At 64.0% G+C, this 24,000-nt stretch carries 23 protein-coding genes; 15 read left to right on the plus strand and 8 right to left on the minus strand.

Annotated features, from left to right (window positions below; translation table 11 throughout):
• Positions 1-4 precede the first annotated feature (4 nt).
• Together KG088_RS06365 and KG088_RS06370 are read right to left on the minus strand one after the other, a co-directional pair.
• Entirely contained in the window at positions 5-277 is a 273-nt protein-coding gene (locus KG088_RS06365; RefSeq protein WP_213824665.1) for a hypothetical protein, read from the minus strand.
• A 381-nt stretch (positions 278-658) separates the two neighbouring features.
• The gene (locus KG088_RS06370) at positions 659-955 is read right to left on the minus strand and encodes a hypothetical protein (protein WP_213824666.1); all 297 of its coding nucleotides are present in this window, start codon (positions 953-955) and stop codon (positions 659-661) included.
• Positions 956-1,155: 200 nt separating this feature from the next.
• Between KG088_RS06370 and KG088_RS06375 the strand changes: the two genes are divergently transcribed.
• Together KG088_RS06375 and KG088_RS06380 are read left to right on the plus strand one after the other, a co-directional pair.
• A complete protein-coding gene (locus KG088_RS06375; RefSeq protein WP_213824667.1) occupies positions 1,156-1,710 on the plus strand; it encodes a cytochrome b in 555 nt (184 codons plus the stop codon).
• Positions 1,711-1,760: 50 nt separating this feature from the next.
• Positions 1,761-2,303, plus strand: a complete 543-nt coding sequence (locus KG088_RS06380) for a DUF421 domain-containing protein (protein ID WP_213824668.1) — start codon at positions 1,761-1,763, stop codon at positions 2,301-2,303.
• 39 nt (positions 2,304-2,342) lie between these two features.
• On the opposite strand, the gene KG088_RS06385 is transcribed toward KG088_RS06380, so the two are convergent.
• Positions 2,343-2,516, minus strand: coding sequence for a YqaE/Pmp3 family membrane protein (locus KG088_RS06385; protein WP_213824669.1), 174 nt, complete (start codon positions 2,514-2,516; stop codon positions 2,343-2,345).
• Between the two features lie 225 nt (positions 2,517-2,741).
• Between KG088_RS06385 and KG088_RS06390 the strand changes: the two genes are divergently transcribed.
• Entirely contained in the window at positions 2,742-3,431 is a 690-nt protein-coding gene (locus KG088_RS06390) for a transglycosylase SLT domain-containing protein (protein WP_213824670.1), read from the plus strand.
• 146 nt (positions 3,432-3,577) lie between these two features.
• On the plus strand, positions 3,578-4,435 hold the full coding sequence (locus KG088_RS06395; protein ID WP_213824671.1) for an ion transporter: 858 nt from the start codon (positions 3,578-3,580) through the stop codon (positions 4,433-4,435).
• A 110-nt stretch (positions 4,436-4,545) separates the two neighbouring features.
• Here the strand turns inward: KG088_RS06395 and mltF are convergent, their stop codons facing one another.
• Positions 4,546-5,883, minus strand: a complete 1,338-nt coding sequence (gene mltF / locus KG088_RS06400) for a membrane-bound lytic murein transglycosylase MltF (RefSeq protein WP_213824672.1) — start codon at positions 5,881-5,883, stop codon at positions 4,546-4,548.
• 358 nt (positions 5,884-6,241) lie between these two features.
• Here mltF and dbpA point away from each other — a divergent pair, with 358 nt between their 5' ends.
• Together dbpA and KG088_RS06410 are read left to right on the plus strand one after the other, a co-directional pair.
• On the plus strand, positions 6,242-7,660 hold the full coding sequence (dbpA, locus tag KG088_RS06405; protein WP_213824673.1) for an ATP-dependent RNA helicase DbpA: 1,419 nt from the start codon (positions 6,242-6,244) through the stop codon (positions 7,658-7,660).
• 62 nt (positions 7,661-7,722) lie between these two features.
• Positions 7,723-8,580 carry a PA4780 family RIO1-like protein kinase gene (locus KG088_RS06410; protein ID WP_213824674.1) on the plus strand — a complete coding sequence of 286 codons (858 nt, stop codon included), beginning with the start codon at positions 7,723-7,725 and terminating at the stop codon, positions 8,578-8,580.
• A gap of 75 nt (positions 8,581-8,655) precedes the next feature.
• Here KG088_RS06410 and KG088_RS06415 read toward each other — a convergent pair whose 3' ends face one another.
• Positions 8,656-9,324, minus strand: coding sequence for a DUF6064 family protein (locus KG088_RS06415; protein WP_213824675.1), 669 nt, complete (start codon positions 9,322-9,324; stop codon positions 8,656-8,658).
• An 11-nt stretch (positions 9,325-9,335) separates the two neighbouring features.
• The gene (locus KG088_RS06420; protein ID WP_213824676.1) at positions 9,336-10,271 is read right to left on the minus strand and encodes an aldo/keto reductase; all 936 of its coding nucleotides are present in this window, start codon (positions 10,269-10,271) and stop codon (positions 9,336-9,338) included.
• Positions 10,272-10,434: 163 nt separating this feature from the next.
• Between KG088_RS06420 and ftsH the strand changes: the two genes are divergently transcribed.
• Together ftsH and KG088_RS06430 are read left to right on the plus strand one after the other, a co-directional pair.
• Positions 10,435-12,360 (plus strand): ATP-dependent zinc metalloprotease FtsH, encoded by a 1,926-nt coding sequence (gene ftsH, locus KG088_RS06425; protein WP_213824677.1) that lies wholly within the window; start codon positions 10,435-10,437, stop codon positions 12,358-12,360.
• A 42-nt stretch (positions 12,361-12,402) separates the two neighbouring features.
• Positions 12,403-13,164, plus strand: a complete 762-nt coding sequence (locus KG088_RS06430; RefSeq protein WP_213824678.1) for a creatininase family protein — start codon at positions 12,403-12,405, stop codon at positions 13,162-13,164.
• 31 nt (positions 13,165-13,195) lie between these two features.
• Here the strand turns inward: KG088_RS06430 and KG088_RS06435 are convergent, their stop codons facing one another.
• Positions 13,196-13,798, minus strand: a complete 603-nt coding sequence (locus tag KG088_RS06435; RefSeq protein WP_213824679.1) for a LysE family translocator — start codon at positions 13,796-13,798, stop codon at positions 13,196-13,198.
• A 181-nt stretch (positions 13,799-13,979) separates the two neighbouring features.
• Here KG088_RS06435 and KG088_RS06440 point away from each other — a divergent pair, with 181 nt between their 5' ends.
• From KG088_RS06440 to KG088_RS06450, 3 genes are all read left to right on the plus strand, one after another.
• A complete protein-coding gene (locus tag KG088_RS06440; protein ID WP_213824680.1) occupies positions 13,980-15,077 on the plus strand; it encodes an efflux RND transporter periplasmic adaptor subunit in 1,098 nt (365 codons plus the stop codon).
• Positions 15,078-15,079: 2 nt separating this feature from the next.
• Positions 15,080-18,142 (plus strand): efflux RND transporter permease subunit, encoded by a 3,063-nt coding sequence (locus KG088_RS06445; RefSeq protein WP_213824681.1) that lies wholly within the window; start codon positions 15,080-15,082, stop codon positions 18,140-18,142.
• Between the two features lie 96 nt (positions 18,143-18,238).
• Complete coding sequence (locus tag KG088_RS06450) at positions 18,239-19,075, plus strand: alpha/beta hydrolase (protein ID WP_213824682.1); 837 nt, start codon at positions 18,239-18,241, stop codon at positions 19,073-19,075.
• Between the two features lie 35 nt (positions 19,076-19,110).
• Here the strand turns inward: KG088_RS06450 and KG088_RS06455 are convergent, their stop codons facing one another.
• Positions 19,111-19,857, minus strand: coding sequence for a YebC/PmpR family DNA-binding transcriptional regulator (locus KG088_RS06455; protein ID WP_213824683.1), 747 nt, complete (start codon positions 19,855-19,857; stop codon positions 19,111-19,113).
• Positions 19,858-19,984: 127 nt separating this feature from the next.
• On the opposite strand from KG088_RS06455, the gene KG088_RS06460 reads away from it, so the two are divergent.
• From KG088_RS06460 to KG088_RS06475, 4 genes are all read left to right on the plus strand, one after another.
• Positions 19,985-21,178, plus strand: a complete 1,194-nt coding sequence (locus KG088_RS06460) for a M24 family metallopeptidase (RefSeq protein ID WP_213824684.1) — start codon at positions 19,985-19,987, stop codon at positions 21,176-21,178.
• A 147-nt stretch (positions 21,179-21,325) separates the two neighbouring features.
• On the plus strand, positions 21,326-21,832 hold the full coding sequence (locus KG088_RS06465) for a CinA family protein (RefSeq protein ID WP_213824685.1): 507 nt from the start codon (positions 21,326-21,328) through the stop codon (positions 21,830-21,832).
• Positions 21,833-21,882: 50 nt separating this feature from the next.
• Positions 21,883-22,716 carry an ammonia-dependent NAD(+) synthetase gene (gene nadE, locus KG088_RS06470; protein WP_213824686.1) on the plus strand — a complete coding sequence of 278 codons (834 nt, stop codon included), beginning with the start codon at positions 21,883-21,885 and terminating at the stop codon, positions 22,714-22,716.
• A gap of 24 nt (positions 22,717-22,740) precedes the next feature.
• Entirely contained in the window at positions 22,741-23,973 is a 1,233-nt protein-coding gene (locus tag KG088_RS06475) for a cation:proton antiporter domain-containing protein (RefSeq protein WP_213824687.1), read from the plus strand.
• The last annotated feature ends 27 nt before the right edge of the window (positions 23,974-24,000 follow it).

The following is a 24,000-nucleotide window of genomic DNA, read 5'->3' on the forward strand; positions in this document are numbered from 1 at the left end:
TAGGTCAGTCATTGTCATCTTCGGTCAGGCCGCAAGCTATCAGATGGTCTGCCATCGCCCGAGAGGCCAGCGCGAACTCCACGCGCGCGGTCGCAAGCGCGCTGTAATCACGCGTCACGAGGTCACGTTCCAGTCGATCGAGTCGCGCCTTGGCCCTTGCCAGCCGTTGACCCAGTAAGACATCGATTTCGAGAAAAACAGGCGGCGAACCCGACGCCTCGAGCAACTGCTCCATGAATTCTGTTCGCAGTTCGCAAGACACTTCCGACACTTCCATGACACGGACTCCTTGATCGCAAAGAAGCCTGGTGGGGAAAACCGCCTGTTTTTTAGTGGGGTGTTTCAGGAATGTTTCAAGACCGCTTGAGAGTCATTTCAGGATAATAGATGAGGCTTCGAGCGTGATGCCAGATGTCTTCTCAGCTTTCACTGTTTTCTCTGTTCTCTCCCTGTTGCCATCATGAGGCTATTGCACCATGACGGCCTAAACATGACGTTTTAGATAAGCCGCAAGAAGACCTAGTCGGCCATCACGAGCAGTAGCGAAGCCGCTTCAGTCAAGACAGCCGCGTTAGAACCGAAAACACCCCATCCCGATTAACGGAATGGAGTGCGGCAATTCCGACGCAGGGACCTCACCCTCTCAGGGCTGCCTCGCTTACTCGAACAGTTCTGCCTTGGCGTTACGCATGACGTCTTCACAGGCGGCTTGATGGGCGAGTTGGGTCAGCAGGTTCTGGGTCACTTCGAAGCCTTTCCCTAGGCAGGTATCGATATCCTGACGGCTCACTCCGGGAGTGACGTCGCAATCGATCTTGAGCGTTCTTCCACCACCTTCCAGCTTGTCGGCAATTTCCCGCATGCGCCAGGCGATACGCGCTTTCCAGCTGGCTGATTCCTTCACCCCTTCGTTTACGCTAAACGTGCAGTGCCACTCAGGTTTATAGACCTTCATGAGAACCTCCGGTGCTGGCTAGGAATGTTCGATCGTGTTGTCTGCTCCGTATTTGTCGATATTGCCAAGCTATCATACAGTCTTTCCCTCACCGGCATAGCGCGGCGCTGCTGCCCCCTGGCCTCGAAAGGCGATGTCAACGGCTTCATCAACTAGGATGAAAAGCGACAGGCTGGTTTGGCCCCTCAAGGGAGAAGAATATGAATGATTCGGATCGCTATGCCTATCCTCATCGTGTGCTCCACTGGCTGGTGGCCGTCGTGCTGCTGTTCTCCTTGCCTACGGGACTCACGCTGGGGTTTCTGGGTTTCGAGGATGCTGTCGAGCGCTTCGGGAACGCCCTGACCAATTTTCTCTACACCTCGCACAAGACCCTCGGGGTGATGATGTTGGGTCTGATGATCGCGCGCGTGGTGACGCGCATGATGTACGTGGTGCCCCTTCATGAGCCACCACTCTCGCCCTTTCAGCGTGTGGTGAGCACCAGCGTCCACCACTTGCTGTATCTGGCGCTGCTGATCCAGCCGATCCTCGGTTGGCTGGCTACCGCAAGTGGCGACTTCCCCGTGGAGTTCTTCCATTGGCATCTTCCCGGGCTCATCGGCGAGAACACCGAGCTCTCCGAGCAATTGTTCATGTGGCACGGCTGGCTGGGCTGGACGATCCTCGGCCTGGTGACGCTGCATATCGCCGGTGCACTGTTTCACTGGCTCTACAAGCATGACGGCGTCATGAAGCGGATGAGCCTGTTCTAGGCCAGGCGACGACCGAACATGGTCATGGTCTCCGATAACACGAGGTAGGCATGGAACCGATGTTCTTCGATGGCTGGGCCAGTCTCGTCCGGACGTGCATCGTCGGCGTGATGGCCTACTGTTTTCTGGTGCTCTCCTTGCGGGTCTCGGGCAAGCGAACGCTGGCGAAGATGAATGCCTTCGACTGGGTGGTCACCGTGGCGCTCGGCTCGACCCTTGCGACGATCCTGCTGAGCAAGGACGTGACCCTCACGCAGGGAGCGCTGGCGCTGGCGCTGCTCATCGGCATGCAGTTCGCGGTCACCTGGACAGGCGTGCGTGTCGACTGGGTTCGCAGCGTGGTCTCGGGGGAGCCCGTGCTGCTGGTGTATCGCGGCGAGTTCCTGCATGCCGCACTGCTCAAGGAGCGCGTCAATGAGGATGACGTCTTTGCAGCGGTGCGCAGTGCGGGTGTGCGAGGGCTGGGCGAAGTGGAGGCAGTCGTGCTGGAAACGGATGGTTCGTTCAGCGTGCTGCCGCTCAGCGGAGAGCGCTCGGGGAGATCGAGCATCGAGACACTCCACCTGACGGGGCAGACGGATAACTCCCCATGACCGGTAACGCTATCCGCTGCAGGCGCGCTAATCTTCGTGCTAGTGCTTAAGGATTACATATAAGGCGTGAATGATACCCGGGATGAAGCCAAAGAGGGTCAGCAGTATGTTCAACCAGAAGTGCCCCTTGAGGCCGACTTCCAGAAACACGCCGACGGGCGGTAGCAGCACGGCAAAAATCATCTTGATGGGGTCTGTTGCGGTAAATGCCATGTCGGCTCCTTTCAATGAATCGTGATGAGTCTCACCATTTTACGTCATATTCACACCCTGTCTGTGCGTTTTTCCACTCTCTTTTCCCTTCTCGTCCTGGACTGGCGTTTGCGCACTGTCGTCATGCCTGAGTAGACGACATTGCATCAATGTGTCGCGGCGGTAACGTAAGCAAGCGAATCACGGAGGCACAGTGGGTCAACGACACTCTGATGGGAGGACAAGATGCGGCTAGTCATCAATCACGAAAACGTTCCGCGAAGGAAGACCACACGGTTGCGCCGGGCAGGGCAGTGGGCGCTGATCGGCGTGCTCGGCCTGGTGAGCACCGGCTGTGCCATTCTGGCGCCGTCGCCGCCCCAGGACCAGAGTAACGTCTGCGAGATCTTTCGCGAACAGCCGGCCTGGTATGACTACGCGCGCGATTCCCAGGAGGCATGGGGCACGCCCATCGCCACGCAGATGGCCTTCATTCAGCAGGAATCGGCGTTTCGCAGCCATGTTCGCCCTTCCAGAACGCGTATTCTGTGGATTCTCCCTGGCCCTCGGCCTTCCTCGGCGCACGGCTACGCTCAGGCCCAGGACCCGGTGTGGGGAGAGTACGAGGACGATGCCGGTGGCTTCTTCGCCAGGCGCACCCACATGAAACATGCCACCGATTTTATCGGTTGGTACAACGCGCGTACCCAGCAGCAGCTGGGGATTTCCCTGCATAACCCCGAGCATCTCTACCTGGCGTATCACGAGGGCGCCGGCGGCTATCGGCGTGGTACTTTCAGAAGCAAGCCTCAGGTGATGCGTACCGCCCGCCAGGTGCGTTCCCGGGCCAGCCGTTATCAAGCGCAGCTGGCGTCTTGCGAGGCCGAGTTCCGCTGCCGGCGCTTTTATGAGGTCTGGCCGTTCTGTCGCGGATGAGGTGCCCCGTGGATGGGGACCCGCTGGTTCCTCTGTCATACTGGCTGTGCCGCGCTGTGCCCTTTTTTCATAACGTCTGGCACAGCGTCTTGCACAATGTCTGGCGCAGTATGTGTCGCAACGCGGGATGACCAGCGAGGAGCGCGATGAGTACCGATGACAGCGACGACCGCCAGTACCCACAAGCCCTGAACGACTCTCAGGCTCCCGCCGCGGAGGCGCTGGAACAAGAGCGCGATGAGCTTCTGCAACGTCTGGAAAACTGGCTCGAAGTGCCGATGCTGATCCTCGCCTTCGTGTGGCTGGCGTTGCTGGTCGGTGAGCTGGTGTGGGGCGAGAATCTGTCGTTCGAGGTCATCGGAACGCTCATATGGATCGTGTTCATCTTCAACTTCGGTGTGGAGCTTCTGCTTGCCCCGCGTAAGCGGGCCTACCTCAAGCGCAACTGGCTCACCGTCATCTCGCTGCTGGTGCCGGCGCTGCGTATATTCCGGGTCTTTCGCGTGGTCCGGCTGCTGCGTGTGGCGCGCGTGGGGCGTGGGTTGCGCCTGTTTCGCGTCGTCAGTTCGCTTAACCGCGGCATGCGTGCCCTGGGCGCGAGCCTGCATCGCCGCGGCTTTGGCTATGTGCTGGCCCTCACGGTGCTGGTCGCGTTCGCCGGTGCGGCCGGGATGTTTGCCTTCGAGAATGACGTGCCCGACGGGCTGGATACTTACGGCGAGGCGCTGTGGTGGACCGGCATGATCATGACCACCATGGGGTCGCAGTACTGGCCGGTGACCTTCGAGGGACGCGTGCTTTGTGTCTTTCTCTCGTTGTATGCCTTCGGCGTCTTCGGCTACGTGACGGCGACACTCGCGACTTTCTTCGTCGGCCGTGACGCCGAGAGCGAAGAGGCCGAGGTAGCGGGCGCCCGGGAGCTGGCCGCTCTTCGCCGCGAGCTGAGCGCGCTGCGCGAAGATGTCCAGGGTCTGGCGCCGCGCCCACCTCAGGATGATCACTGACCCGCACCTGCTTCGGCACCCGGTAGGTCGATGGCGCGACACGATGGGCACGTTCCCTTCCCGTAGGGCCAGTATGGCACTCAATCCGCCAGGTTGAAGCAAGGATACCGTCAGTCGATCGAGGCGCTGATGACGTCGAGGTAGTTGCGAATGCGTTGTACGTAGTGCACCGGTTCGAAGCCACGGGCATAGCCGTAGCGCGTCTGCGGGTAATAGCGCTCGTCGGCCTTCAGCGGGAGCACTTCTTTCATGTCTTCCCATGCATCGGGGTTCTTGCCGAGCTCACGCGCCAGTTCGCGGGCGTCGAGCACGTGACCACGACCGATGTTGTAGCTTGCCAGCGCCAGGTAGGTACGGTCCGGCTCGGGGATGTCGTCGGGTAGGCGTTGGTGGCGGTCGGCGAGATAACGCGCGCCGCCGTCGATGGAGGCGGCGGGGTCCAGGCGGTTGGTTACGCCGAGCGACTCGGCGGTGTTCTGGGTCAGCATCATGATGCCGCGAACGCCGGTCGGTGAGACGGCCTCAGGGTCCCAGTGCGATTCCTGGTAGGCCTGCGACGCCAGCAGGTCGGCCGGCAGGCCGGTCGCCTGCTCGGCCTGATGGAAGAGCTCAAGAAACCGGGGCAGGCGGTCATCGATGCGCCGATTGAGGGCTCGTAGGTCGACAAAGTCGAACTCACCGATATAGGCGTAGTAGCGGGCCTCCACGGTCTCGATGGCATCCTGACCCTCGGGGCTTTGCATCCATTGGCGGCTCATCTCGGCAAGCGCCCCGTGGCCGCGTGGCAGGTACCAGCCGAGCTGGTCGCCACTGGCCAGGTTCATGGCGATCTCCAGATGCGGAAAATGCCGACGCACCACCTGCACGATCGTGGAGTCGGCGATGGTGCATTCGAGCTCTTGATCGGCCACTGCGGTGAGCAGGATCTCGGTGGCGCGCGGGTCCTCTCGAAAGTCGATGCCGGTGTGGTCGTTGGCCAGGGTAGCGAGTTTCTCGGCGTAGCTGGAATCGGCCGTGACGACAATCTCGACACCCTTCATGTCTTCTAACTGGCGCGGCAGGGGACGCATCTCGCGATGGCAGACCACCTGCTCGATGATATCGGTATGGGCTGGTCCTCGCTGAAAGCGTTCATCGCGTGATGGCAGGTGCGTCAGACCGGCGGCAGCCAGCTGCACCTCGCCACTCTCAAGCGATGCCAGCACCTCGGCGGTGGACTCGTGAAGCCGCCATTCGACATCCCAACCGTGAGCGGCGGCGAAACGGTTGATCAAATCATGTTCCGGCCCCGCCGGCAGCTCATCACGGTCGAGATAATAAGTCGTTGGGCCGTTGCGAGTGGCCACTTTGAGAGAGTCGCCCTCTGCTGGCGGGTCGAGCGGCACCACGGCCGCCTCTTCGGATGTATCGCAGCCGGCGACCAGCATCGATACGATCAGTAGCATCATGGCGGGCAACGACGCGAATCGGGACATAGCGAGGCGGTGGCCCGTCATGGTGTGGGATGAAAACGGCGGCATGGATTTCACGACGGCGACTCCCCGAAGACGATGAGATCACCCTAACAAGGTCTCCGGTTGGCTAAGCGTGAAAGCGGTAGCATGCCGGTGACTGGTTTCGGTAAGCGTGAGGGACGTCTAGCGCCGGTTCGTGTTCGTCAGCGCCGCTGATAAGGCACGCGTCAAGCGTTTCTGCTATGCTAGTCGGCTTTCACTTGATCTGACGACGCTCGCTCGTCGCATTTTCGTTCCCGACACCCACTGCTTATCGCACGTTACGTTTTCTATTCCTTCAAGGTCCATCCCCGTGCCCGATGCTTCATCCGGAACCGATGCTTCCGACGCCGGTACCTTCACCACGCTGCCGCTGGCGCCGGAACTGCTGGCCAACCTCGACTCGCTCGGCTACCGCGTCATGACGCCGATCCAGGCCGAGAGCCTGCCTTTGCTGCTGGCGGGGCGCGACGTGATCGCCCAGGCGAAGACCGGTTCGGGCAAGACCGCGGCCTTCGGCCTGGGACTGTTGTCGCGACTCACCCTGGCTAGCCCCCGTGTGCAGGCGCTGGTGCTCTGCCCAACGCGCGAACTGGCCGATCAGGTGGCCGGCGAGATCCGTCGCCTGGCGCGCGCCCTGCCCAACGTCAAGGTGCTGACGCTGTGCGGTGGCGCCCCGCTGGGCCCGCAACGAGGGTCGTTGGAGCATGGCGCGCATATCGTTGTCGGTACGCCCGGGCGGGTCGAGGAGCATCTGCGCAAGGGCTCGCTGACGCTGGACGCGCTCACGGTTCTGGTGCTGGACGAAGCCGATCGTATGCTCGACATGGGCTTCCAGGCGACGATGGAGGCGATCATCGCCGAGACGCCATCGAGTCGACAAACCTTGCTGTTCAGCGCGACCTATACCGAGGGCATCCGCCCGATCGCCGAGGGCGTGATGCGCGACCCCGCAACGGTCACGGTCGAAGAGACTCCCGATGCGAGCAGCATTCGTCAGCACTTCTACCGCGTGGCGGACGATGCGGGTCGTTTCGCCGCTCTGCAGCGTCTGTTGCTGCACTTCCAGCCGGCCTCGAGTGTGGTGTTCTGCAATACCAAGCGCGAGACCGATGAAGTCGCAGAAGCCTTGAAAGCCGCCGGTTTCAGCGCCCTGGCGCTGCATGGCGATATGGAACAGCGCGACCGCGATCGTCTTTTGATCCTCTTTGCCAATGGCAGCGCCTCGATCCTGGTGGCGACCGACGTGGCCTCGCGTGGGTTGGATATCGACGCCCTGGATGCGGTCTTCAATTATCGCCTCGCGCGCGAGATCGAGGTTCACGTGCACCGTATCGGGCGCACCGGCCGGGCCGGCGGCTACGGTGTGGCCGCCACCCTGGTCAGCGAGCAGGACGACTACCGCCTGGCACGGCTTGCCGACCTGCTCGGCGAGCCGCTGGCGCCCGAGCCGCTGCCGCCGCGTGACGTTCTGCAGCGCGAGCCGGCGGCCCCGGCCATGGCGACGCTGCAGCTGGGCGGCGGCAAGCAGCAGAAGTTGCGCCCCGGTGATATCCTCGGCGCCTTGACCGGCGATGCTGGGCTGCGTGGCGACCAGGTAGGCAAGATCAAGGTGCTCGCCAGCAGCGCCTACGTGGCCGTGCAGCGCGAGGTGGCAGGTGTCGCGCTGGAACGGCTGAGTGCGGGCAAGTTGAAAGGGCGCTCGTTTCGCGTCAGGCGAATCAGTCGCTGATATCGGACATGTGAGACGCCCGCGGGATACCGAGCCGGGCGGTTTTATGCCAACGTGGTGATATGAAGATACCCAAGAGATTACAACCCCTGGTCGATGACGGCCTGATCGATGAAGTCGAGAGCCAACTGATGAGCGGCAAGGAAGCGCAGGTCTACGTGGTGCGCTCGGGTGGTGAGAGACGCTGTGCCAAGGTCTTCAAGGAGGCCAAGCAGCGCAGCTTCAAGCAGGCGGTCCAGTACCAGGAAGGCCGCAAGGAGCGCAATAGCCGCCGCTCGCGGGCCATGGCCAAGAAGACCCGCTACGGCCAGAAGGAGCAGGAGCAGGCCTGGCTGAATTCCGAGGTCGATGCGCTGTATCGGCTGGCCGCGGCGGATGTGCGCGTGCCCAAGCCCTACGGCTTCGTCGATGGCGTGTTGCTGATGGAGATCATCATGGACGCCGAGGGCTTAACCGCCCCGCGGCTGGATGACGTGACCCTGACAGCCGAGCAGGCCCGGACCTATTACGACAAGGTGATCGGCGATGTGGTGCGCATGCTGTGTGCCGGCCTGATCCACGGCGACCTCTCCGAGTTCAACGTGCTGCTTGCCGAGGAAGGTCCGGTGATCATCGACCTGCCCCAGGCGGTGGACGCCGCCGGCAACAATAGCGCCGAGATGATGTTCGAGCGCGATGTCGACAACATGCGCCGCTATTTCGGCCGTTTCGCCCCGGAGCTCTTGAATACCGACTACGGCAAGGAGATCTGGTCGCTTTATGAAGGCGGCGAGCTCTACCCGGACACCCAGCTGACCGGCTGTTTCGAGCATGACAACACCCCGGCCGACGTCGACGAGCTGATGACTGTGATCGACGACGTTCGCGAGGAGGAAGCCCAACGTCAGGCCCCGGCGTGGGAAGACCTGGACGACCGGTAGCCGCCGCGATCGCAGTTCTTGCCAGTGTCGTCTCGATTCGCGCAATACCGAGTGCTCGATCAAGCGGGCATGGCGCTAGCGCCGCGGCCATAACCGCGCCACTAGCGCCATGCCCACGGCCAGCGGAGGTAGCCAGGCCAGGGGGGCCTGCAGGGCCAATAGCGTGAGCCCGCTGATCAGGCACCACAAGGCGGGCACGACCATCAGCAGCCAAGCCTTCGATGCCGGGTTTGCCATGGCGGCGATCCCCAGGGTGGCGATGGCGAGGGGATCGGGCGTGAGTCCGATGACTTCGGCGCCCCACAGTCCACGGCTCGTAGGAAAGGCCGTGACCCAGGGGTGGACGGCCAGGGCGTAGACGAACAGGGTGCTACCTAGGCTCCTTGGCACACTCCAGTGCGCCGGCAGATTCAGCTTGCTCTTGAGCGTGCCCAGGCCGAGCAGCAGCAGGGTCTGCAGGACGAACAGCGGGGCAACGTAAGGGATCATCAGGTTAACGGGGGCATAGCGCTGCCAGAGGAAGGTCCAGGCGACGAAAACCCAGGCCAGGCCCAGCAGTACCATGACCAGGCGCATGCCGGTATTACCGGGGCGCAGCAGCAGGAAAAGAATGGCGCCGCCCAGTGCCAGAGCGAGAAGCTGGGCGGGCCAAAGCGCCTGGTTGTACAGCACGAAGAGGCGCTCGTAGACCCGGGGCGAGAACATCAGGAAATCGCCCAGGCGATAGGTCCACCATTCGCTCATCCGCGGCTCTCCTAGAGCGACTGCACGTAGTCGGCCATGTGCCGGCGCAGGTCGGCGTCGGGCAGCGGTTCGCGGGCCGCCGCCAGGTTCTCGCGCACGTGCTCGACCTGGGTGGTGGCGGGAATGGCGCAGGTCACGTCGGGGTGAGAAATGATGAACTTGAGGATGAACTGTGCCCAGGTCCCGGCGTCGATCTTGCCCGCCCACTCGGGCAGCGGCTTGTCCTCTAGGCGTCGGATCAGACGTTTCTGCTGAAAGGGCCGGTTGGCGATCACCCCGAGGCCTTTTTCCCGGGCCAGGGGCAGCAAGCGCTGCTCTGCCTCGCGGTCAACAATATTGTAGGTGAGTTGCACGAAGTCCAGCGGCGCCTCGCGCATGATGCGCTCGACATTCTCGTGGCGGCGGCCATGGGAGGTGGTGATGCCGACCCGGCGCACTTCGCCGGCTTCCTTCATGGCCAGCAGAGTGTCGAGGTTCGCTTCCCAGGCGACCAGATTGTGAACCTGCAGCAGGTCGAAGCGCGGCACGCCCCAGTGAGAGCGAGAGGCCTCGACCTGCGCCGGGCCATCGTCGGGACTCGAGGTCCAGATCTTGTCGGCGGCATAGACGCGGTCGACGGCACCGAGCTGACTCAGACCGTGGCCGATCGTCGCCTGGGACGAGCCGTACATCGGCGAGGAGTCGATCAGGCGACCCCCTGCGGCGAAGAAGGCCGCCATCACGCCGGTGCACGACTCGAGCAGTGCCGGGTCGTCGCCGACATTGAAGGTAATCCAGCTGCCCAGGCCGACCAGCGGCAGCGACTCGTCATTACCGGGCACCTCTCGCGTCAGTGTGCGCGGTGTCTCGGCGAGGGTATCGAGTGGTGGCAGGGCGGCGGCGGCGGCCGTTCCCAGCAGGCCTTTCAGCAGCCGGCGGCGGGACAAGGCGTGGAGGTGTCGGGGCATCGGTATCTCCTGAGCTCGCAGGGAACAGTGTAGCTGGTGCGTTCTGTCTTGAGCGACCGGACCTCGCACCAACGCCATGATCGCGCCCGAGGGCGTGGACGAGCTTGTAATCCACGGTGGGTATCGGCATGTTTCGGGAATACCCTTCATCGTCGAGGCCACCATGAGCCGATCCGATCGAGATCCCTCATCGCGCAAGACTCAGCAGAAGCCCCGGCGCTCCCCCCTGTGGTATCCCGAAGACACCGAGCCTTCGCATCGACAGTGGCTGCAGTTCGTGTGGATCGCGCTGGCGATCGTACTGCTCTTTCACTACCTCGATGCAGCCGATCGGCAGGTACAGGTCGAGCTCAGCTATTCCGAGTTTCTCGAGGCCGTGGACGAGGGACATGTTGAATCGGTGACGCTGCGCGGGCAATCGGTGGAAGGGGCCTTCAGCGACGCCGGCCGCGACGCCCGGGATGGGGATGAGGTCGAAACCTTCGAGACAACCCGACCGGATGTCGAGGGCGAGCGCCTGCTCGAGCGCCTTGAGGCTAATGGTGTGCGCATGGCCGCCGAGCCGGTGGACCCGCCCTGGTGGCAACGCGTACTGCTCGGCGCGCTACCCTGGATCCTGATCCTCGGCCTGCTGTTCTGGTTCTGGAACCGCATGCAGCAGCGCATGATGTCGCAGGGTGGGCCCTTCAGCATGGGCAAGTCTCAGGCGCGACAGATCACCAGTGAACAGAGCCATGTACGCCTTGCCGACGTGGCCGGCTCGGAGAATGCCAAGCAGGAAATTCTCGAGGTGGTCGAGTGTCTCAAGGACCCGGCACGTTTCCAGTCGCTGGGTGCCAAGATTCCCCGTGGCATACTGATGATGGGGCCGCCCGGTACCGGCAAGACACTGATGGCCAAGGCGGTGGCCGGCGAGGCTGAGGTGCCCTTTTTCAGTATTAGCGGCTCGGAGTTTATCGAGATGTTCGTCGGCGTGGGGGCGTCGCGGGTACGCGACCTCTTCAAGCAGGCCAAGGAACAGGCCCCGGCGGTGATCTTCATCGACGAACTGGACTCCATCGGCCGGACGCGCGGTGCCGGCATGGGCGGCGGCCACGACGAGCGTGAGCAGACACTGAACCAGATACTGGCCGAGATGGATGGCTTCGAGGCGGAAGAGTCTGTGGTCGTGCTGGCCGCGACCAACCGCCCGGACGTGCTCGACTCGGCGCTGCTGCGTCCCGGCCGCTTTGATCGCAAGGTCACCCTGGAGAACCCCCACCGTGAGGCGCGCCGCGATATTCTGCGCGTGCACACCCGCGAGATGCCGCTGGCCGATGACGCCGACCTGGAGCGCCTGGCCGAGATCACCATCGGCTTTTCAGGGGCAGACCTGGCCAACCTGGCCAATGAAGCCGCTCTGCAGGCCGGTCGCAATGAGCAGGAGACGGTCGACTGGGCCTGCTTCTCGGCGGCGCGTGACCGAATCTTGCTGGGTGAGGCGAAGGATGTGGGCCTCTCCGAGCGCGAGCGTCATATTGTGGCCTATCACGAGTCAGGGCATGCGCTGCTCGCCTACCTGCTGCCCAACGCCGACCCCTTGGAGAAGGTAACGGTGCTGCCCCGCGGTCGCGCCCTGGGCGTGACCGCCCAGGTGCCCGACGAGGAGCGCTATAACCAGAGTGAGTCCTACCTGCGCGACCGCATCACCGTGATGTTCGGTGGTCGCCTGGCGGAGTCCATCGTTTTTGGCGAAGTATCGAGCGGGGCGGAGAATGATCTGGAGCAGGCCACCAAGCTGGCGCGTCGGATGGTGGCGCGCTGGGGCATGAGCGAGCGCATCGGGCCAGTGATGTTCGCCCAGAGTCAGGAACACGTCTTTCTGGGCAAGGAAATGGCCCAGGCCCGCGAACACAGTGAGGCCATGGCGGGCCTGGTCGACGAGGAAATCCACCGGCTGCTGACCGAACTGGAAGCACACGGCCGCGAGCTGCTCGAGACGCACCGTGCCGATCTGGATGCCCTGGCTGCGGCCCTCGAGAAGCAAGAAACTCTCGAAGCCCGGGCGATCCGTGAGCTGTTCGATGGCCAGGCCTCCGCATCGTCCTGAGGGACGTTGTGGATCATTCGACCCAATAGCAAGGAGACGCCCATGCGACTGCAACATGCCACCTGGCCAGAGGTCGAGACCTATCTCCAGCACTCGCGGGGCATCATACTGCCCATTGGCTCCACCGAGCAGCACGGCCCCAACGGTCTGGTCGGCACCGACGCTCTATGTCCGGAGGCGATCGCCTGGGCGCTGGGTGAACGTCACGGCGTGCTGGTAGGGCCGACCCAGAACCTGGGCATGGCCCAGCATCACCTGGCCTTTCCCGGCACCATAAGCCTGCGCCCCAGCACGCTGATCGCGGTGCTGCGCGACACTATCGAATCGCTGGCCCGCCACGGGTTCACGCAGGTGTTCTTTCTCAACGGCCACGGCGGCAATATCGCCACCATCAAGGCGGCTATCGCCGAGGTCTACAGCGAGCGCAGCTTGTCCCGTCAGAACGAGGGTCAAGACCCGACGCAAAGCGAGATGGCCCTCACCCTGTTCAACTGGTTCGCGGGCCGGCGCGGGCGTGAGCTTGCCAGCGAGCTCTATGGTGACGCCGAGGGTAATCACGCCACCGCCTCCGAGGTGTCCTTGGCCTGGCATGCCGCCGATACCATGAAACAAGTGGCCATGTCCCCCGAGGTAGCGCCCTATGGCAGTGCCGAGTGCACCGCTGAGGTGTTTCGACAGCGTTTTCCCGATGGTCGTATGGGGTCGAACCCCTCGCTGTCGCGTCAAGAACACGGCGCACGGTTTCTGGAAGCGGGTGTAGAAGACGCCTGGGAGGCCTATCGCGCCTTCGTTGGTCAGGCCTGAGCCGCGATAGTCAGAGGTAAGCCCCGAGGGGCTAGCCGAGAATGAAGATCACACAGGCGGCGGTGAGCGCGCCCATCAGCGCATTGAAGATGCGCCAGGCGCGTGGGGTGTCGAGCCAGCGACCGATGGCGATACCGAAACCCGCCCACAAGGCGATGCAGGGTAGTGCGATCAGTTCGGCGAAACCGGCGAGCAGCAGGGCGTTGGCCAGAGTGTTACCACCTTCCGGCAAGAAGCCCGCCATCAGCGCCAGCCCCATCACCCAGGCCTTGGGGTTGGCGAACTGGAAGGCGGCGGCCTGCCAGAAGGCCAGCGGGTGTCCCTCACCGCGCTGGGTCAGATCCGGCGGTGGGGCGGTGGCGATCCGCCAGGCCAGGTACAGCAGGTAGAGGCTGCCCACTATGCGCAGCATCGTCTGAACCAGCGGGTAGCGCTCGAACAGAAGCCCCAGCCCCAGCGCGATACCCGCAAACAGTACGAAACAGCCCCCCAGGATGCCGAAGATGTGCGGCAGGGTGCGGCGAAAGCCGTAGTTGGCCCCCGAGGCGGTGAGCATTACGTTGTTGGGTCCCGGCGTGATGGTCATCGAGATCATATAAAGCGCGGCGGGGCCGAGAAACGCGAGGGCTTCCATGCAATCGTCTTCCTGCCAAAAGGGATGTCGGGGCAATTTACTGGATTTGCTAGCATAAACCGCTGAGGTTGCTTTTTGTGACGTCCGGACCGAAGATTTCGACCGCCACGTGGCGCAGGCTGAGGCGCCTGCTCGCTGTTCGTTGTGCCATCGCCTGAAATGCCACTCCCAGGAAGGCTCCATGCCCCGTCGTCCCCCCTTGTCGTACCTGTTTGCAGCTGGCCTCATGCTGGCGCTGTTGCTGTGGCTCGCCCTCGGTGACGTGCAGCAGTTCCAGACCACCGCACCGCCAGCGGCAGAATCGCGCGAAGAGGGACCCACCCGCGTCGAGGTACGTCATAGCGAGGCAGCCACCTTCCAGCCCCGACTGGTGACCCAGGGCCAACTCGAGGCCGACCGGGAGCTCGAGTTGCGTAGCCGCCGAGCGGGCCGAGTGGCCGAGCTACCGGTGGCGCTTGGCGCCACCGTTGAAGAAGGCGAGGTACTGGTGCGGCTCGCGGCGGATGACCTTCAGGCGCAGCTGGCCCGTGCCGAGGCCGACCTGACCCTGGCGCGTGCCGAACTGGATGGCGCTGAATCGTTGCGCCAGCGCCAGCTGATGTCGCGTCCCGAGTACCTGCGCCGGCAGGCGAGTGTCAGCACCGCCGCTGCCGCGGTTGCCGAGCTGCGCACCGCTCAGGACGAGCTGACGCCCGTCGCACCCTTCGACGGGGTCTTCGATCGGCGGGACGTTGACATCGGCGACGTGGTCCAGGTCGGTGAGACCTTCGGCCGCCTGGTGGACGATCGCCGCTTGATCGCCAGCGCCTGGATTGCCCAGGGCGAAGTCGCGGCGCTATCTCCCGGCCTGCCCGTCGAGGTGGAATTGCTCGACGGCTCACAGCTGAGGGGCGAAGTCACCCACATTGCCCGTCGTGCCGACCCCGCGACCCGCACCTTCTACGTCGAGGCCACCCTCGACAATCCTGAGCGCCGCCGGTTGGCCGGTGCCAGCGCCACGCTGACGATTCTTCTCGACGAGCGCTCCGTGCATCGGTTGTCGCCGGCGCTGCTGGTGCTCGATGACGAGGTACAACTGAGCGTGAAGCATCTCGACGAACAGGATCGGGTGGTGGTCTCGCCGGTCAACCTGGTCCAGGCCGATGCCGATGCGGCGCGCGTGGCCGGGCTGCCCGATAGCGCGCGCCTGATCACCCTGGGCGGTGGGCTCGTCGAGGCGGGCGAGCGGGTCACCGCGGTGGAGGCCGACACCGGTGATGAGCCGGCGGAGGCCCGCTGAGCATGCGCACCCTGATCGAGGCGGCGCTGAACCGCACCCGGACGACCCTGCTGTTGCTGGCGGCCTTGCTGATCGCCGGTCTGGCAGCGTGGCAGGCGGTGCCCAAGGAAGCCAACCCCGATATCGCCATCCCGATGATCTACGTGGCGCTGGCGCTTGAGGGGGTGAGCCCCGAGGACGGTGAACGTCTTTTGGTGCGGCCCATGGAGCAGGAACTGCGGGCCATCGAAGGGGTGCGCAAGATGACCTCGCAGTCCAGCGAGGGCCATGCCTCGGTGACGCTGGAGTTCGATGCCGGTTTCGATCCGCGTCGCGCCCTGGCCGACGTGCGCGAGCGGGTCGATATCGCCAACGCCTCGCTGCCCGATGAGGCCGAGGAGCCCAGGGTGATCGAGGTCAATGTGGGGCTCTTCCCGGTACTGTCGCTTGGGCTCTCGGGTAATCTCGAGGAGGCCGAACGTTTGGCCGTGGCGCGCCGGCTTCAGGAGGCTATCGAGGGCATTCCTCAAGTGCTCGAGGTCGATATCGGCGGCGAGCGCGAGGCGCTGCTGGAAGTGGTGGTCGACCCGCTGGTGCTGGAAAGCTACGGCGTGGACTTCGATGCGCTGTTCAATCTGGTCACCCGCAACAACCGCCTGGTGGCGGCGGGCAGCCTGGACACCGGCGCCGGACGAACGGCCGTCAAGGTCCCCGGCGTGATCGAGACGCTGGATGACGTGCTCAAGATGCCGGTCAAGGTGGATGGCGATCGTGTCGTGACCTTCGGTGACGTGGCCTGGATTCGTCCGACCTTCAAGGATCCGGAAGGCTTCGCGCGCATCGATGGCGAATCGGCGCTGGTGCTGGAGATTTCCAAGCGCGCCGGGGCCAACCTGATCGCCACCGTCCAGGGCGTTCGCGGTGTGCTGGAGGAGGCCGCCTCGCGTCTGCCTGAGACGCTCTCCGTGACCACTATCATGGACCAGTCCGAGATGGTCGAGGACATGCTCGCGGAGCTGCTCAACAACGTGATCACCGCGGTAGTGCTGGTGCTGGTGGTGATCCTGGCAGTGATGGGCGGGCGCGCCGCGTTGATGGTGGGGCTGACCATCCCCGGCGCCTTCCTGACCGGCATCCTGCTGATCTGGGTGGTCGGTTACACGCTGAATATCGTGGTGCTTTTCGCATTGATCCTGGTCGCCGGCATGCTGGTCGACGGGGCCATCGTGGTCAGCGAGCTGGCCGACCGCAACCTGCACGAAGGGCAGACGCCGCGTGATGCCTGGCTCAATGCGGCCCATCGCATGAGCTGGCCGGTGATTGCGTCCACTGCCACCACCCTGGCGGTCTTCGTGCCGCTGCTGTTCTGGCCCGGCGTGGTGGGCGAGTTCATGAAATACCTGCCGGCCACAGTGATCCTTTGCCTGCTGGCGTCGCTGGCCATGGCGTTGATTTTCCTGCCGACCCTGGGGGCGCTGGTGACCCGGCGCATGGCCGCGAGTGGCGGCCGGGACGACTGGGTCACGCCCGGCGGTCGGGCCTACCGCCGGCTGCTGGCGCGCCTGCTGGCGCGGCCGGGTCTGACGCTGCTGATGGCCATCCTGGTGATGGGGCTGATCTTTACCGGCTACGGGCGCTTCAACCATGGCGTGGAATTTTTCCCCGAGGTCGACCCCGAGAGTGCCCAGGTGATGGTGCGGGCGCGTGGCGATTTCTCGGCCGAGGAGAAGGATGCCGTGGTGCGTCGCGTGGAGGCGCGGCTGGCCGGCATGCGGGAGGTAGAATCGCTTTACGCGCGTTCCTACGCTGTCGCCAACGAGCAACTCGGCAACGATGTGATCGGCACCGTGCAGTTCCAGCTGATCGATTGGCAGGCGCGCCGTCCGGCCAGCCAAATCATGGCCGAGATGGCCGAACGTACCCGCGATCTGCCCGGTGTGCAGCTGGAATTCCGCGAGCAGGACATGGGCCCGGGAGGCGGCAAGCCGATACAGCTCGAGATCAGTGCCGCCTCCGGTGCCCAGATCGAGGCGACGGTGGACCGCATTCGCGCCGAGATGCAACGCCTGGGCGGGTTCGTGGATATCGAGGATAACCGCAGCCTGCCTGGCATCGAGTGGCGGTTGAATGTCGACCGTGAGGCGGCCGCGCGGATGGGCGCCGATGTCACCTCAGTGGGTAGCGCCGTGCAGCTGGTGACCACCGGCTTGCAGGTCGCTACCTATCGTCCCGCCGGGGCCCGCGATGAAGTGGACATTCGCGTGCGACTCCCTGAAGAGTGGCGCTCGCTGGGCCAGCTCGGGCGGTTGTCGCTCAATACCTCGCGGGGCCAGGTACCAGTCGCGCATTTCACCGAACTTGCGCCGGCGCCAAAGGTGGGCACGCTGCATCGCATCGACGGCCGACGGGCCATCACCCTGGAGGCCGGTATCGCCGAGGGTTTCCAGCCAGACGAGCGTCTGAACGCCCTGCTCGATGCCATGGAGGCACCCTCCGACGGCGTACTGGTCGGAGTAGCCGGCGAGCAGGAGGACCAGCAGGAGACCATGCGCTTTCTTTCCACGGCATTCCTGATCGCCATCGCGCTGATGGGCCTGATACTGGTCACCCAGTTCAATAGCCTCTATCAGGCGGGGCTGGTGCTCTCGGCCATCGTCTTCTCGACGGCAGGCGTTCTCATGGGGTTGCTGGTCAACGGCCAGCCATTCGGCATCGTCATGGTGGGCATGGGCATCATCGCCTTGGCGGGGATCGTGGTGAACAACAACATTGTGCTGATCGATGCCTATAACCAGTTGCGCGGCGAAGGTCTCACGCCGCTTGAGGCCGCGTTGGAGGCGGGCGGCCTGCGCCTGCGCCCGGTGCTCTTGACCGCGATCACCACCGTGCTGGGGCTGATGCCGATGGTGCTGGGGGTGAACGTCAATCTCCTCGTGCCCAGCCTGGGCATCGGGGCGCCATCGACTCAGTGGTGGACGCAGCTCTCCAGTGCTATCGCCGGCGGCCTGGTGTTTGCGACGGGCCTGACGCTGCTGCTGACGCCCTGCATGCTGGTGCTGGGCGGCAAGCTCGGCCACAAGGCATGAGCCAGCCCGTCGGGTATGTTAGGACGAGATTGCGATCTCGGCGTTGTGGTCGCGGACTGCTCGATGAGCGGGCAGCCAAACCTATGAGGTGACGCCATGCTGGTGCGTTTTCTTGTCGGGCTGGTGCTGGTCTATGTCGTGGTGGTATCGCTGGCCTGGGGCTTCCAGAACCGGTTGCTCTACCTGCCACACATGGGGCACGAGCATGTCGGCACCCCGACCGACCTGGGGCTGGCCTGGGAGCCGGTGACACTGTCGACCCAGGATGGCCTGAGCCTGGACGCCTGGTGGGTACCGGCGGGCGAGTCCCGCGGCAACCTGCTGTTTTTCCACGGTAATGCCGGCAATATCTCCCACCGGCTGGCGTCGATCCGGCAGTTCCACCGGCTGGGACTTTCTGTGCTGATTCTCGACTATCGTGGCTACGGACGCAGCGAGGGGAGTCCTTCAGAGGCAGGCACGGCGCTGGATGCCCGCGCCGGCTGGCGTTGGCTGATGGAGGCGGGTCACGCCCCCGGCGAAGTCGTGCTGTTCGGCCGCTCACTGGGGGCGGCGGTGGCGGCGGAGCTGGCCAGCTCCCTGGCCGATGAGGCATCGCCGGCCGCGGTGATCCTCGAATCGCCGTTTCGCTCGGTGCCCAAGCTCGCCCAGCGTCTCTATCCCTTCCTGCCGGCACGCTGGCTGGTGCGCTTCGGCTACGACAACGAAGCCTACGTCGAGCGTATCGAGGCGCCGCTGCTGGTGATCCATAGCCGCGAGGACGAGATCATTCCCTTCGGCGAGGGCCAGGCGGTGTTCGCGGCGGCCAGTGAGCCCAAGCGGCTGCTGGAGACTCGTGGTGGTCACAACACGGGGTTTCTCGACAGCGAGCCAGACTACTCGGCGGGGATCGATGCCTTCCTGAACGAGGAGGCGCAGCTGAAGCGGCCGTAAGCCGGTCACTCATCGCTGGGATAGCGTCTACCGCTTCATAAGCGCGCCGCGCCAGCAGGATACTCGGCGATTTCGGCGTTGTGGTAGACGTTCTGGACATCGTCGAGGTCGTTGAGGGTGTCGAGCAGCTTGTCGAACATCACTGCGTCCTCGCCCTCGACCGGTGTGGTGGTTTGCGGCACAAACTGAATTTCATCGACCTCGAAATCGAGCTCACCGAAGGCATCGAGCAGCGCCTGCTTGGCCTTGGCGTACTCGGTGTGGGGAGCAAAGACGGTGATGCGGCCGGCCTCGTTCTCGATGTCGGTGACGTCGACGTCGGCCTCCATCAGCGCTTCCAGGGCGGCTTCCTCGTCGTCACCGGCGTAGGCGAGAATGGCGCAGTGGTCGAACATGTGGCTGACGCTGCCGGGCGTGCCAAGCTTGCTCTTGGTCTTGGTGAAGCAACCGCGTACATCGCCGAAGGTGCGGTTGGGGTTATCGGTCAGGCATTCGACGATGACCATCGCATTGCCCGGGCCGAAGCCTTCATAGCGGGCCGTGGAAAAATCCTCGCCGCCCACGCCGCTGGCCTTGTCCAGCGCCTTGTCGATCACGTGGCTGGGCACCTGATCCTTCTTGGCCCGATCGATGAGGCCACGCAGCGAGAGGTTGCCGGCGGGGTCGGTGCCGCCCTGTTTGGCGCAAACGTAGATCTCGCGCCCGTACTTGCTGTACACCTTGGTCTTGGCATCGGCCGTCTTGGCCATGGATTCCTTGCGGTTCTGGAAGGCCCTGCCCATGTCGTCATCCTGTCAGCCATCAATATGGTTGGGGATTCTACGAAACCGGACCGGCAGCGAACAGCCTTAATTCACGGCTACACTGCCATGACCCACTGACTCGCTTCACTGACCGGAGTGTCATTTCATGGACTACCACGCCTACCGCCATGCCCTGGCCGAGCATCTCGCCGAAAGCGAGCTGCCCTTTGCCGCCGATGAATTCGCCGCGCGCCACGCGCAGGTGCGCCAGGCCATGCAAGGTGAGGGGCTTGAGGCGTTGCTGCTCACCGACCCCGCCGACATCTTCTACCTGACGGGGTATCACACCTTCGAAGTGTCGGTTTACATCTGCCTGGTGGTCTCGGCCGAGCGCCTGGTGCTGCAGGTTCCCTCGATCGAGACCGGCCCGGCGGTGGTGACCGCCACGGTGGACGAGATCCTCGGCTATCGCTGGGAAGGCATCGAGGAAGTCATCGAGCCGTTGACCCAGGTGCTGGCGCCCTTTCGCTCGATCGGCCTGGATACCTATGGCGCCGGCCTGCGCTATGGGGTGATCCGCGAGCTGCAGGCCCGCCTGGGCGCCGGACGCTTCCGCGACGACGGCGGCGACCTGCTCGACCGCATCCGCATCGTCAAGACGCCGGCCGAGCTCGACTGCCTGCGCGAGAGTGCCCGGATCACCTCGCAAGGGCTGCGGGCGGCCATGGCGATCATCGCGCCGGGCATCTCCGACAACGAGGTCGCAGCGGAGGGCAGCCGGGCGCTGATCGCGGCGGGCAGCGAGTTCATGAGCCTGCAGCCCATCGTCACCACGGGGCGGCGGATCAGCATCATTCACGTCAATCACAAGCGCAACGCCATCGCCCCCGATGAGCCGGTATTCCTGGAGTTCGGCTCGGCCTATCAGCGCTATACCGCGCCGATGATGCGCACTGCCGTGGCAGGGCGCGCCAGCGCGGAGATGCAGGCGCTGCGCGATGTCTGCCGCACCATGTTCGAGGCGCTGACCCAGGCCATGCGTCCCGGCAACTCCTTCGATGATGCCGCCCGCGCGGCCGAAGGGGCACTGGCGCCGCATGCCGACAGGGTGTTCTTCTCCGGCGTGTTCGGTTACGCGGTGGGCGCGCAGTTTCCGCCCAGCTGGGTCGAGGGAACCGGCTATATCGCTCGCGGTCAGCATCGCGCCTTCGAAGCCGACATGGTCTTCCATTTACCTCTCTGCCTGCGCGTGCCGGGCCAGTGGGGCATCGGCCTGAGCGACACCGTGCGGGTGACGCCACAAGGCGGCGAACCGTTGACCGATAATGATTGGCAGCTGCACGAGACGGGGCGCGCCTGAGGGAGGGTGACGATGATAGCCACCGCGCCATGCTGAAGGCCCTGGCGCGGTGATCGGGGCAAAAAGGGCATGAATAGTCTAGGTTAAGGCGGAGTGCTCGACGTATTCGCTAGAGTGCAGACGTCGTCAGGACGCGGAGATACGGCAATGGACTTGCTGAACAACATCACCCAATACCTCATTAAAGAAGAACTGATGCTGGCCACCGCCGAGTCATGCACGGCGGGATTGATCGTTTCTGAGCTGGCTCGCGTCCCCGGGAGCGGCCAGTCGATCGATTGTGGTCTGGCGGTCTACTCTCCCGAAGCGAAGAAGCGTTATCTAAGCGTCAGTTTCGACACCATCGACACGCATGGCCTGACCAGCGAAGCCGTGGCCAGGGAGATGGCGCTCGGGGCGCTGGACAACAACAATGCTGATGTGGCACTCGCCAATACGGGCGTTGCCGGCCCCAATCCGGGTGATGACGACACGCCAATCGGGACGGTCTGCTTTGCCTGGGCCTTTCGCCATCGGTGTCGTGTGCACGATTTCTGTGAAACACGCCGCTTCAATGGGGAGCGCAACGAGGTTCGCCTGGCCGCAGCGCACTACGCCCTGGAGCGGATACCTCACTACCACCGCCTGGCCTGCGGCAATACCACGGCGGCTTGATCGACCGACTCCATTCAATGTCAGCCTTCTCATTCAAGGAGCCGAACGAGATGGACAAGCGTGCCTCTCCCGAGCAACAGCGCGACATCGGTGCCGCCTTGCAGGTGCAGGGGCGGATCGAGCCTCAGCAGACAGCCGAGCGGTGCCGGGATTTTCTCTGCGCGCAGCTGGAAACGTCAGGCCAGCTGGCCCTGGTGCTGGGTATCAGCGGCGGCGTGGACTCCACCGTGGCGGGTCGGCTGGCTCAGTTGGCAGTGGAAAAAGCGCGAGATGCGGGGCAGCAGGCGACGTTCGTGGCCATGCGCCTGCCCTACGGGGAACAGAAGGACGAGGCCGATGCCCAGCGGGCGCTGCAGTTCATCAAGCCCGATGAGGTGCTGAGCACTGACATCAAGCCCGCCAGCGACGCGATGCTGGAGGCGCTGGAGGCGGGTGGGCTGGTGTTTCGCGATGCCGCCCATCGGGATTTCATTCTCGGCAACATCAAGGCCCGGCAGCGCATGATCGCCCAGTATGCCGTCGCGGGAGCGCGGCGTGGGTTGGTGGTCGGCACGGATCAGGCGGCCGAGGCGTTGATGGGGTTTTTCACCAAGTACGGTGACGGCGCCTGCGACGTCGCGCCCCTGACCGGTCTGAGCAAACGCCAGGTGCGCGCGGTCGGCGCAGCACTGGGCGCCCCCAGTGAACTGGTCGACAAGGTCCCCACGGCCGACCTGGAATCCCTCTCGCCCATGAAGACCGATGAAGAGGCCTTCGGGGTCAGCTATGAGGAGATCGATGATTTCCTGGAAGGCAAGCCGGTCAGCGAACGGACCTACCGGATTATCGTTTCCGTCTATTCCCATACCACGCACAAGCGCCATCTGCCGATCACGCCGGGATAGGCTACCTTGGCAGGAGGATCGGGCATGCAGGAACTCAACGTCGCTCTGGCCACGGTCGGCGCCTTGATCCTCGTACTCGGCTTGCTGTCACGACCGCTCGATCGCTCCTGGTTGTCGCCGCCACTGGTGGCCTTCCTGCTGGGCATTCTGCTCAGTCCCCATGGGCTCGGGTGGCTCAATCCCTCAGCGTGGGGCAATGTCGATACGCTGCTCGAGGAGACCACCCGCCTGACGCTTGGCATCAGCCTGATGGGCATCGCGCTGCGCTTGCCGCCGAACTTTCCCCGGCGACATTGGCAATCGCTGTTCCTGTTGCTGGCGATCGGCATGCCGGCGATGTTTCTGATCAGCGCGCTGCTGGCCCACTGGACACTCGGGCTACCCTGGCTGATCGCGATGCTGGTCGGTGCCAGCGTGTGCGCCACGGACCCGGTGCTGGCCTCGTCGATTGTCACGGGCAGCCTGGCCAAGGAGAGTCTGCCCGAGTCGTTCAGGCATCTGCTGTCCAGCGAGTCCGGCGCCAACGATGGCCTGGCGTATCCGCTGGTGTTGCTGCCCATCCTGCTGCTGACCGCCCCCACCGGATCGGCCTGGATGGACTGGTTCGTCACGGTGTGGCTATGGGAAGTGGGCATGGGAATCGTCGTCGGCGTACTGCTTGGCTGGGTCAGCGGGCGCGCCCTGGAATGGGCAGAAGCCAAGGAGCATCTCGATCAACCCTCTTTTCTCAGCATTACCTTGGCGCTGACGGTCCTCGTGCTGGGCGTGGGTAAATTGCTGGGAACCGACAGCATCCTGGCAGTGTTTGCGGCCGGCCTGGCATTCGACCAGGTGGTGGGCGGCAAGGAGCGCAGCGAGGAGGATAACGTACAGGAGGCGGTCAACCTGTTCTTCACCCTGCCGGTATTCGTACTATTCGGGTTGATCGCGCCCTGGTCCGAGTGGATGGCGCTCGGCTGGAGTGGCATCGTGCTGGCATTGCTCGTCATGCTGCTGCGCCGCTTGCCGGTCATCTGGGCGTTGCGACCCTGGCTGCCGCCGGTAAGGGAGAAGCGCATTGCGCTGGTGATGGGCTGGTTCGGTCCGGTCGGCGTCTCGGCATTATTCTATGCCGTCATGATTGCCAGGCGAACCGAAAACGACACGGCCTGGGTAGTCGGCAGCCTGATCGTGGCCGTCTCGATCATCGTGCATGGCGTGACTGCAGCGCCCTTTGCCAAGCGCTATCGACGCCAGGCGGCGCAGGTCCCGACGTGAGCATGACGACGTATCGCCGAAGGCGGT

The organism is Halomonas jincaotanensis (assembly GCF_018448785.1).
Lineage (GTDB): Bacteria > Pseudomonadota > Gammaproteobacteria > Pseudomonadales > Halomonadaceae > Halomonas > Halomonas jincaotanensis.